10 protein-coding genes are annotated in these 9,624 nt (G+C 64.7%); 4 read left to right on the top strand and 6 right to left on the bottom strand.

Annotated features, from left to right (window positions below):
- Positions 1-20 precede the first annotated feature (20 nt).
- On the top strand, positions 21-1,538 hold the full coding sequence (locus CXR03_RS12675) for an aldehyde dehydrogenase (RefSeq protein WP_258073636.1): 1,518 nt from the start codon (positions 21-23) through the stop codon (positions 1,536-1,538).
- The gene (locus tag CXR03_RS12670; protein WP_104104165.1) at positions 1,535-2,407 is read left to right on the top strand and encodes a 3-hydroxyacyl-CoA dehydrogenase family protein; all 873 of its coding nucleotides are present in this window, start codon (positions 1,535-1,537) and stop codon (positions 2,405-2,407) included. The genes CXR03_RS12675 and CXR03_RS12670 overlap by 4 nt, the downstream gene beginning before the upstream one ends.
- A 36-nt stretch (positions 2,408-2,443) precedes the next feature.
- On the opposite strand, the gene mmsB is transcribed toward CXR03_RS12670, so the two are convergent.
- The 3 genes from mmsB to chvE form a co-directional block, all read right to left on the bottom strand.
- Entirely contained in the window at positions 2,444-3,577 is a 1,134-nt protein-coding gene (gene mmsB / locus CXR03_RS12665) for a multiple monosaccharide ABC transporter permease (RefSeq protein WP_104104644.1), read from the bottom strand.
- A gap of 65 nt (positions 3,578-3,642) precedes the next feature.
- On the bottom strand, positions 3,643-5,190 hold the full coding sequence (gene mmsA, locus CXR03_RS12660) for a multiple monosaccharide ABC transporter ATP-binding protein (protein ID WP_104104164.1): 1,548 nt from the start codon (positions 5,188-5,190) through the stop codon (positions 3,643-3,645).
- Positions 5,191-5,275: 85 nt separating this feature from the next.
- On the bottom strand, positions 5,276-6,385 hold the full coding sequence (chvE, locus tag CXR03_RS12655) for a multiple monosaccharide ABC transporter substrate-binding protein (RefSeq protein ID WP_181034588.1): 1,110 nt from the start codon (positions 6,383-6,385) through the stop codon (positions 5,276-5,278).
- A gap of 436 nt (positions 6,386-6,821) precedes the next feature.
- On the opposite strand from chvE, the gene CXR03_RS12650 reads away from it, so the two are divergent.
- Positions 6,822-7,613 (top strand): acetoin reductase, encoded by a 792-nt coding sequence (locus tag CXR03_RS12650; RefSeq protein ID WP_104104162.1) that lies wholly within the window; start codon positions 6,822-6,824, stop codon positions 7,611-7,613.
- 88 nt (positions 7,614-7,701) lie between these two features.
- Here the strand turns inward: CXR03_RS12650 and CXR03_RS12645 are convergent, their stop codons facing one another.
- The 3 genes from CXR03_RS12645 to CXR03_RS12635 all read right to left on the bottom strand — a co-directional run bounded on the left by CXR03_RS12645 (position 7,702) and on the right by CXR03_RS12635 (position 8,954).
- Positions 7,702-8,097 carry a hypothetical protein gene (locus CXR03_RS12645; protein ID WP_104104161.1) on the bottom strand — a complete coding sequence of 132 codons (396 nt, stop codon included), beginning with the start codon at positions 8,095-8,097 and terminating at the stop codon, positions 7,702-7,704.
- A 166-nt stretch (positions 8,098-8,263) separates the two neighbouring features.
- Positions 8,264-8,638, bottom strand: a complete 375-nt coding sequence (locus CXR03_RS12640; RefSeq protein WP_308470581.1) for a VOC family protein — start codon at positions 8,636-8,638, stop codon at positions 8,264-8,266.
- A 121-nt stretch (positions 8,639-8,759) separates the two neighbouring features.
- Complete coding sequence (locus tag CXR03_RS12635) at positions 8,760-8,954, bottom strand: DNA-binding protein (protein WP_104054917.1); 195 nt, start codon at positions 8,952-8,954, stop codon at positions 8,760-8,762.
- 143 nt (positions 8,955-9,097) lie between these two features.
- Between CXR03_RS12635 and CXR03_RS12630 the strand changes: the two genes are divergently transcribed.
- On the top strand, positions 9,098-9,535 hold the full coding sequence (locus CXR03_RS12630) for a nitroreductase family deazaflavin-dependent oxidoreductase (protein WP_104104159.1): 438 nt from the start codon (positions 9,098-9,100) through the stop codon (positions 9,533-9,535).
- The last annotated feature ends 89 nt before the right edge of the window (positions 9,536-9,624 follow it).

The raw sequence follows: 9,624 nt of genomic DNA, 5'->3' as shown, positions 1-9,624 counted from the left end.
GGCTGGAAAGGACACCGACCATGGACATGACAAAAGCCCCCGCCACTGCTCCTCCCCGCACTGTTGCTCTTCGCCAGTTCATTGGCGGGCAGTGGGAAGAGGGAACAGGCCCCCTGCTGGCCTCCACCAATCCGGCCCTCGACGGCGAGGTGGTGGCGGCCGGCGCCCAGGCCACCGCCGACGACGTCGACCGCGCGATGGCCGCGGCCCGCGCCGCTGCCCGCGGGTGGGCGCAGACGCCCATGCATGAGCGCGGAGCCGTGCTGCTGCGCGCCGCGGCCTGCATCGATGCCAATGCCAGGGACTGGGGTCTCGAGCTGGCCCGCGAGGAAGGAAAGACCCTCGCTGAAGGCATTGGCGAAGTGTCGCGCGCAGCCCAGATCCTGCGATATTTCGGCAATGAAGGGGACCGGCCCGCCGGGGAAGTCTTTTCCTCGCCCCGCCGTGGAGAGCGGATCCTGGTCACCCGAAAACCGCTCGGGGTCATTGGCGTTGTCACACCCTTCAACTTTCCCATCGCCATTCCGGCCTGGAAGATCGCGCCGGCCCTCGTTTTCGGCAACACCGTGGTGTGGAAGCCCGCGTCCACTGTGCCGTTGCTGGCCATGCGCCTGGCCGAGGCACTGCAGGACGCAGGCCTGCCGGACGGAGCGCTGAATCTGCTGATCGGCCCCGGCGCCCTGGGCACCCGGATCGTGGAGCACCCGGACCTGGACGGTCTGACCTTCACCGGGTCCACCGGCGTCGGACGTGAGCTGTCCCGCAAAGCCGCAGGCCGCGGCGTTCCGGTCCAGGCGGAGATGGGCGGCAAGAACGCAGCGATCGTACTGGCCGACGCGGATCTTGACCTAGCCGTGGAGCAGGTGGTCTTTGGTGCGTTCCGCTCCACCGGACAGAAGTGCACGGCAACGTCTCGCCTGATTCTGACTGAACCGATCGCCGACGAGTTTCTCGGACGGCTCCTCGCCCGGCTCAAGGACTGGCGGGTGGGAGACCCCACCGATCCAACCGTGCATATGGGTCCGCTGGTTTCCGGATCCGCGGCCGGCGGCATCCGCACCGGCATCCGCACTGCGTTAAGCCAGGGCGCCCAACTCGTCTACGGCGGTGCGGAGGCCGGTCGGGATGACGGCGCGGCGATGCCTGCCGGGGACAGCTTCCTGGCCCCGACTGTGCTGGAAGTGCCCGAAGGACCGGCTTCCGCGGCCAACACCGCGTGGCGGGACGAGTTCTTCGGCCCGGTGCTCACGGTCCGCCGGGCAGCAGACGCCCAAGAGGCCTTCCGCCTTGCCAATGAGAGCGACTTCGGCCTGTCCTGTGCTTTGTTCACCCAGGACATCACCCGGGTCCTCTCCGCCATGGATGATTTGGATGTCGGCATCCTGCACGTGAATTCCGAGTCGGCCGGCGCCGATCCCCACGTGCCCTTCGGCGGCGCCAAAAAGTCGGGCTTCGGCCCCAAGGAACAGGGCGGCGCCGCCAAAGAGTTTTTCACCCACACCACCACCGTTTATCTGACGGGCGGAATCCCCGGATGAATCAGCAAAGACCCGGATCAATCCGGAACATTCTCGTGATCGGCGCCGGGACCATGGGACGCCAGATCGCCATGAGCGCCGCGCTTGCCGGATACACGGCAACGCTGCATGACATCAGCCCTGCCATGCTTGAAGCAGCCGAGGCGGACCTCAGCGGCTGGGCGGCCGGACGGGTGGCCAAGGGCAAGCTCGACCGCGAGGACGCCGGGAAGGCACTTGGCCGGCTGTCCTTCAGCACCGATCTGGAGACCTGCGCTGCCGGGGCGGATTTTGCGATTGAAGCGGCAACCGAACGATTGGACCTCAAGCTCGGAATCTTCGAACGCCTTGGCCGTGCTGCACCGGCGCACGCGGTGCTGGCCACCAATTCCTCAACGCTGGGCTCCTCGAAGGTTGCCGAGGTCTCGGGCCGGCCGGAGCAGGTGTGCAACATGCATTTCTTCAACCCCGCGCTCGTCATGAAATGCGTAGAAATCGTCCGGCATGCGAAAACGTCCGATGCCACCGTCGAGACGACGCTGGAAGTGGCCCGCCGGCTCGGAAAAGAACCGGTGCTCATCCACCGCGAAATTCCCGGGTTTATCGCCAATCGCCTGATGGTGGCGCTGCAGCGTGAGGCGCTGGCCCTCGCAGAGGCCGGGATCGCCAGCATCGAGGACATCGACACCACAGCCCGCTCAGCCCTCGGGCATCCCATGGGCCCCTTCCAGCTGATGGACATGGTGGGTCTGGACGTCATCGACTTCATGGCCCGGGCCGTTTACGCCGAGACCGGGGACCCGGCGGACGCACCCAACGCAGCGGTGGCCGGACTTGTGGCAGAACGGAAGCTCGGCCGCAAGTCCGGCGCCGGGTTCTACGAGTACTGAACCCCGGCCGCCGCCGTCGTTCTGAAGCTGCGGCGCCTAGCGCGCACTCTTCCGCCGACTGAACCCAAACGCCACCGCCAGCAGCAGCACCAGGCCCTTGATGATCTGCTGCCAGGCGGCGTCCACGGACAGGATGGACAGGCCCTGGTTCAGCACGCCCATCACCAGGCCGCCGATCACCGCGCCGATCACGGTGCCCACGCCGCCCTGGACCGACGCACCGCCGATGAACACGGCGGCTATGGCATCCAGCTCATAGCCGGCGCCGGCCGAGGCCACCGCTCCCCCGGCCCGCGCGGTGCTCACCACGCCGGCCAGCCCGGCCAGGAAACCCATGTTCACGAAGATGAAGAAGTTCACCCACTGTGTCTTCACGCCGGACATCATGGCCGCATTCAGGTTCCCGCCCATGGCGTAGATGTGCCGGCCAAACACGGTGCGGGTCAGCAGGAAGGAGTACGCCAGCACCAGCACGGCCAGGATGACCAGGATGATCGGTGTGCCGCGGTTGTAGGCCAGCAGATAGCACAGGTACATGATGGCCACCACGGCCACGCCGATCTTGAACCAGAAGGACGCGGCCTGCTCCCGGGGCAGTCCGAGCCGCTGCAGGTCCCGGCGGCTCTTGAGCTGCTGCGCAATCACCGCAATGGACGCCACCGCGCCGATGCCCAGCGTGATCAGGTCCGGGGTGCCGGTGGTGGGCAGGGTCCCGGAGCCGATCGCCACATATGGGCGCGGCAGGCCGCTGACGGTTCCGCCGGACAGCAGCACCAGGGCCACGCCGCGGAAGATCAGCATCCCGGCCAGGGTCACTATAAACGCCGGTATGCCCACAAACGCCACCCAGAAACCCTGCCAGGCTCCGATCAGGGCGCCGACGACGAGGGCCAGGGCAACGGCGCCCCACCAGGGCAGGCCCCAGTCGTTCATGGACAGCGCCGCCACGCCGCCAACCACGGCCACCACGGATCCGACGGAAAGATCGATGTGCCCGGCAATGATCACCATGACCATGCCGATGGCCAGGATCAGCACATACGCGTTCTGCTGGATCAGGTTGGACACGTTGCCGGGATAGAGCAGCCGTCCCTCGGTGAGGATCTGGAACAGCACAATGATGACGACGAGCGCGGCGAGGATCCCGTACTGCCGCAGGTCCACCCGCATCCGCCGCTTTGAGGTCTTGGGGTTCGGCGGGAGCGGGGCCTTCGCCTGTTCTGGAGTAGTGGTGGTCACGAGGCTTGTGCTCCTTGGTTCCGGGCGGCGGTCATGTGGCGCATCAGTTCTTCCTGGGTGGCTTCGGCGCGGGGCACCTCGGCCGTGAGCCTGCCTTCGGCGATCGTGTAGATGCGGTCGGCGAGTCCGATCAGCTCCGGCAGCTCGCTGGAAATGACGATGACGGCTTTGCCCTGTGCCGCCATCTCGTTGATGATTCCGTAGATTTCAAATTTGGCGCCGACGTCGATGCCGCGCGTCGGCTCGTCGAGGATCAGCACGTCGGGACCGGAATAGATCCATTTGCTGAGCACGACTTTCTGCTGGTTGCCGCCGGACAGGTTCCCCACCAGGGAGGACACGTTGGGCGTCTTGATGTTCATCCGCTGGCGGTAATCATCGGCCACCCCGTACTCGCGGTTGCGGTCGATGATCCCCAGCTTTGCCAGCTTGCGCAGCGCCGCTGCGGAGACGTTGACGGTGACGCTGCCGATGAGGTTCAGCCCGTACCGTTTGCGGTCCTCGCTGACGTACGCCAGGCCGTTGCGGATGGCTTCGCCCACCGTGCGGGTCTGTATTTCAGTTCCGTCCTTATATACGCGGCCGGAAATTCCGGAGCCCCAGGAGCGGCCGAAGATGCTCATGGCCAGCTCGGTGCGGCCGGCGCCCATCAGCCCGGCAAAGCCCACAATTTCTCCGGCGTGGACGTTGAAGGAGGCGGATTCAACGACGACGCGGTCCGTGTCCACGGGGTGGTGCACCGTCCAGTCCTCGACCCGGAATTTCTCCGCGCCGATGTCCGGCTCCCGGTCCGGAAACTGGCTGTCCAGCGGCCGGCCCACCATGGCCCGGATGATGCGGGTTTCAATGTCGTCGGTGTCCTCGACGGGGAACGTGTCGATGGTTTGTCCGTCGCGGATGACCGTGACGATGTCCGCAATGGCCCGGATCTCGTTGAGCTTGTGGGAAATGATGATCGAGGTGATGCCCTGTTCGCGGAGCTGGTTAATCAGCCCCAGCAGGTGCGCGGAGTCGCCGTCGTTCAGTGCCGCCGTCGGCTCATCCAGGATCAGGATTTTCACTTCCTTGGACAGGGCCTTGGCGATTTCCACCAGCTGCTGCTTGCCCACGCCGAGCTCGAGGATTTTGGTGGCCGGGCTTTCGTCCAGCCCCACGCGCTCCAGCAGGGCCGCGGCCCGCAGGTTGGTTTCGTTCCAGTCGATCACGCCGCCGCGGGAGACTTCGTTGCCCAGGAAGATGTTTTCCGCAATGGACAGGAACGGGCTGAGCGCCAGCTCCTGGTGGATGATCACGATCCCGTCCCGCTCGCTGTCATTGATCGTTGAATAGGACACCGGCGCGCCCTCCAGCGTGATGGTGCCCTCGAAACTGCCGTGCGGATACACGCCGCTGAGCACCTTCATGAGGGTGGACTTGCCGGCGCCGTTTTCGCCGCAGATGGCGTGAACCCCGCCGCGCTCAATGTCCACCGAAACGCCGTCGAGCGCTTTGATGCCGTTGAACTCCTTCACAATGCCGTCCATGGAGAGGATGACGTCATTCATGCCGTTCTCATTTCGCTGCAGAAGTGGAGAACCGGGAGCGGGACGCGGACCGGCCGCCCCGCTCCCGGTCAATGACCGGGGCTGTTTAGAGCCCAACCTCATCCGCAGAGACATAGCCGGAGTCCACCAGCGTTCCCTGCACGTCATCCTTGACCACTACCTGCGGCTCCAGGATGTAGGTGGGGACCACCTTCACCTCGTTGTCGTAGGTCTCGGTGTCATTCACTTCCGGATCCTCTCCGGCCACGAGGGAGGCGATCATGGTGTCCACCTGGGCTCCCAGTTCACGGGTGTCCTTCCAGACGGTCATGGCCTGCTGGTCGTTGAGCAGCGCCTTGATATTGGCGGCGTCGGCGTCCTGTCCGGTGATCAGCGGCCAGTCGGTGCCGGGCGTGTAGCCGGCGGCCAGGAGCGAGGATTCGATGCCCAGCGCCAGGCTGTCATTGGGCGAGAGCACGACGTCGACCTTGTCACCGCCGGTGTAGAAGGACTGCAGGCGGTTATCCATTTCCGACTGGGCGTCCGCGGACTTCCATCCCAGGATGCCGATGGAGGTCCAGGCATCATTGTCCGCCGGCGACTTGCCCGAGGGCACCACCAGCTGGCCGCTTTCCACGTATGGAAGCAGCACGTCCCAGGCGCCGGAGAAGAAGAAGGAGGCGTTGTTGTCATCCGGGCTGCCGGCGAAGGGCTCCAGGTTGTACGGACCCTCGCCGTTGGCCAGGCCCAGTTCCTCCTCAATGAACTCGCCCTGCAGCTGGCCCACCTGGTAGTTGTCGAACGTGGCGTAGTAGTCCACCGCGTCGGTGCCGTTGATCAGGCGGTCATAGGCAATGACGGTGACGTCCTGGTCCTTGGCGCTTTCCAGGGTCGGGCCGAGGGTCTTGCCGTCGATGGCCGCCACCACGAGGATCTTGGCGCCGCCGGCCACCTGGTTCTGGATCTGGCTGATCTGCTGATCGGTCTTGTCCTCTGCGTACTGCAGGTCAACGGTGCAGCCCCTGGCTTTGAGTTTTTCCTCCAGCCCCTCGCCGTCGTTGATCCAGCGTTCCAGGCTGCGCGTGGGCATGGAGATCCCCACGTTGCATTCGGTGGCGTCCCCGTCTTCCGAGGCGTTGTTGGATCCGGCCGGAGCGCAGGCAGACATGCCGGCTGCTAGTCCGATGGCTAGAAAGAGGGTCGAAAGGTGCTTCATTCGAGTCATTGTTGAGCCTTTGAAAAAGGATCCGGCCCCGCGGTGTTGGCATGGCCCCGCGGGAAACGGCGGAAGGCCCCACCCATGAGCCGCAGGACTGGATCGGACGGATACAACGCTGTAGCGCCCCGTGACCAAAGCAACCGTCACCTATTTGCGGGCTGAGCCAACAATTCCACTCTGACCGCGTCTGGACAAGGGATTTTGGAATGTTTATGCGAACGCAACATCCTGCTTGCCGCGGCTGGCGTAACAGACCGCAGCCACACGACAGCGTGTCCGGTGGCGGTCACCGGACACTGGGTGCAGCGCACACTTTTTGGCGGTTGCTCCCTGCAGATCGGCGTTCACTCTTTACTGAATCCTGCAACGTTGCGAAGACTGGGCACGGCAACGACGCCAACCGGGTGCACCCCGGGCCAGCAAAGGAGCAATTGTGGTTACTCAGAACCAGCGCAGCACTGCACTCATCACCGGAGCCGGCAGGGGAATCGGCCGGGCTATCGCAGAACGTCTGGCCGATGACGGTTTCGATATCATCGTGGCCGACGTCCCCGAGGCGAAAGACAATGTCAATAGCGTCATCGACGCAGTCCAGCAGCGGGGCAGGGACGCCGTCGGCGTATTCGGCGACGTTTCGAACCCCGATGATGTGGCCCGCTTCGTGGCCGAAGGCACCACCGCACTTGGCGACCTGCATGTGTTCGTCGCCAACGCGGGGATCGCCCAAGTTGATCCCATTCTTGATGTCGAGCCCGCCGCGTTGGACCGCATGCTCGACGTTAATATCAAGGGCGTCTTCTACTGCTACCAAGCAGCAGCTCGGCAGTTCATCGCCCAGAAAAGCAGCGGCAAAATTATCGGAGCAGCATCGATAGTTGCCTATCGGCCCTTCCCCCTCCTTGCCTCCTACTCAGCCACGAAGTGGGCAGTCAGAGGGCTGACCCAAGCGGCGGCCATGGAATTCGCGAAGCATAAGATCACCGTCAATGCCTATGCGCCCGGTGTCGTGGGCACGGCCATGTGGGACCTCATCGACGAGCGTCTCACCACGCTCGAGGGCACTCCCCGCGGCAGCGCGCTGGAGCGCCAGGTGGACGGCATCCTTGCCGGGCGGGTCTCCGTCCCGGAGGACGTTGCCAAGCTGGTGTCGTTCCTGTCCGGCCCTGATTCGGATCACATGACCGGACAGACCGTACTGATCGACGGCGGAATCAATTTCGCTTAGCCGGCGTCCGTAACCCGAGTCCCGGGGAACCGAGCCTCATTGCACGATTCCCCGGAAAGGGCGTGATTAAGTCCCCGCTTTGGGCTACCTACTTCGCCGTGGGCTGCCCTCGCACTGCGGACCACTTCTCGCCCACTGCGGCATCAGCCAGCGGTTCCCAGCCGTTGTCCGCCAGCAGGGAAGCCACGGTGTCCCGGTTGAGGTCGCGCTCCCCATTTTCCGCCACGGCCGAGGGATAGCAGACCCACAGCACGCCGCCGGGTTCCACGGCGGCCGCGGCACCGGACAGGTCATGCGCCAGGTCAGCTGCGGTGCCCGCAAACAGCACGACGACGTCGGCAGGGTTCCGCGAACCGGCTTCGGCCAAGTACGCCTGGGCGGGCAGGAACGGAGCAACCTCCGGGCGGTCCTGCGCCCCGTAGACCGTGACACGGTTTTCCGGTGAAGTCCCGAAGATCTGGGCGGCAGTTGAATCGGATGACATGTGGTGGAGCTCCATTTCGAGGGCGTGAGACTGTGTTGCGCATCAGATGCCCGGCAGGCACGGCTGCAGGACATCACTCCATTCTTTCAGGTCGCCGCCCTGAAGGCCGAAGCGGACGCTATCGAAGGCGAGAACCAGCCCCGAAGTGGCAAGACCCAGCGTGGAGTTACTCCCCCAACGGCGAAAGCACTTCCACCCTGTTGTTGAACGGATCCCGGCAGTGGAACCGCTCGTAGCCCTCGAAAGTGTGCCGTTCTTCCCAGGACACCTCGAACCTCGCCGACTCAATCCGGGCGCCGAGGACTTCAAGTTCCTCGGGTGACGCCATAACCAGTGCCGGGTGAGCCTTCTTGGCGGGAACAAACGGCGTATCGACGCCCAGATGGATTTCTGCCACCACGGTCTCGCCTTCGAAGGCCCGGAACCAGCACCCGCCGCGTCCGGCCAGGGATGGAGGCTTGGGCACCTCGGTCATACCAAGCGCCTCTCCGTAGAAGCTGCGCGCCTGCTCTTCCCCGCCCTTGGGTATCGAGACCTGCACATGGTGTAGCCGCATTGTTTCCCCCCCCGAGTGATGTGTTGTACGCCGTCGCACCGGAACTGGCCACGCCGGACATGGTCATCATGGCATATGGGACACCGTGGGTACGGCGGCCAACAGCTCAGCCGAGTTCGAGTCCGTGCTCGGCAAGGGCCCGCTCAATAAGGTCCAGCGCCTTTGGCCCCAGACCATGCAGAGCTGCCAGCTCCTTGCGCGGAACCCCGGCCAGGCCCCGGAGCGATGAATATCCTGCAGCATCCAGCGCCCTGGTTGCAGGGGCTCCGACCTGGGGTAGGGCATTTAGTGGTGTTGTCATCGCCGCCCACGCCTCCTGGATTTCTCGCGGCCGTGTCCATTCCAAAGTCTGGGTTGACGAACCGGAGCGGTCAACCCACGGGGGCTTCGCGGAGGACTGGACTGAACTGGACCTGGGCCCGGCTAACGGGTTGACTGTTGCCCATGCCTCTTACCGGTGAATATGCCCCCAGTGCCAGCAAGCGAGCCCGCGAACAGGCGGAGTTGATTGAAAGTTCCGGCGGAACCGAGGGCACCACCCTCGGCGGCCGGCCGGTGGTTCTCCTAACCACGGTCGGCGCCAAGTCCGGAAAGCTGCGGAAAACACCGCTGATGCGGGTGGAGCACGACGGCGATTACGCCGTCGTTGCCTCCCTGGGCGGCGCACCCAAGCACCCCGTCTGGTACTTCAACATCCTGGCCAACCCGCATGTCGAGCTGCAGGACGGACCGCAGAAGTGGGACATGAAGGCCCGCGAAGTCACCGGCGAAGAGAAGGCGCTGTGGTGGGAACGGGCCGTGGCGGCCTATCCTCCGTACGCGGATTACCAGGCGAAAACGGACCGTGAAATCCCGGTGTTCGTCCTGGAGCGGATGGACTAGCTCTTTACCCACGGAAGTAACGACGGCGGACCCCACTTGGGATCCGCCGTCGTCGTCATTCGGCTGCCGTTTTGGATTTCCGCTGCCAC

Origin of the sequence: Arthrobacter sp. 08Y14 (assembly GCF_002929455.1) — a bacterium.
Lineage (GTDB): Bacteria > Actinomycetota > Actinomycetes > Actinomycetales > Micrococcaceae > Arthrobacter_B > Arthrobacter_B sunyaminii.
This window is presented reverse-complemented; position numbering and strand designations above follow the sequence as displayed.

Coding starts and splice junctions, on each gene's coding strand:
- CXR03_RS12675 (WP_258073636.1), top strand. CDS start 21: ATGGACATGACAAAAGCCCCCGCCACTGCTCCTCCCCGCACTGTTGCT.
- CXR03_RS12670 (WP_104104165.1), top strand. CDS start 1,535: ATGAATCAGCAAAGACCCGGATCAATCCGGAACATTCTCGTGATCGGC.
- mmsB (WP_104104644.1), bottom strand. CDS start 3,577: ATGCGGGTGGACCTGCGGCAGTACGGGATCCTCGCCGCGCTCGTCGTC.
- mmsA (WP_104104164.1), bottom strand. CDS start 5,190: ATGAATGACGTCATCCTCTCCATGGACGGCATTGTGAAGGAGTTCAAC.
- chvE (WP_181034588.1), bottom strand. CDS start 6,385: ATGAAGCACCTTTCGACCCTCTTTCTAGCCATCGGACTAGCAGCCGGC.
- CXR03_RS12645 (WP_104104161.1), bottom strand. CDS start 8,097: ATGTCATCCGATTCAACTGCCGCCCAGATCTTCGGGACTTCACCGGAA.
- CXR03_RS12635 (WP_104054917.1), bottom strand. CDS start 8,954: ATGACAACACCACTAAATGCCCTACCCCAGGTCGGAGCCCCTGCAACC.
- CXR03_RS12630 (WP_104104159.1), top strand. CDS start 9,098: ATGCCTCTTACCGGTGAATATGCCCCCAGTGCCAGCAAGCGAGCCCGC.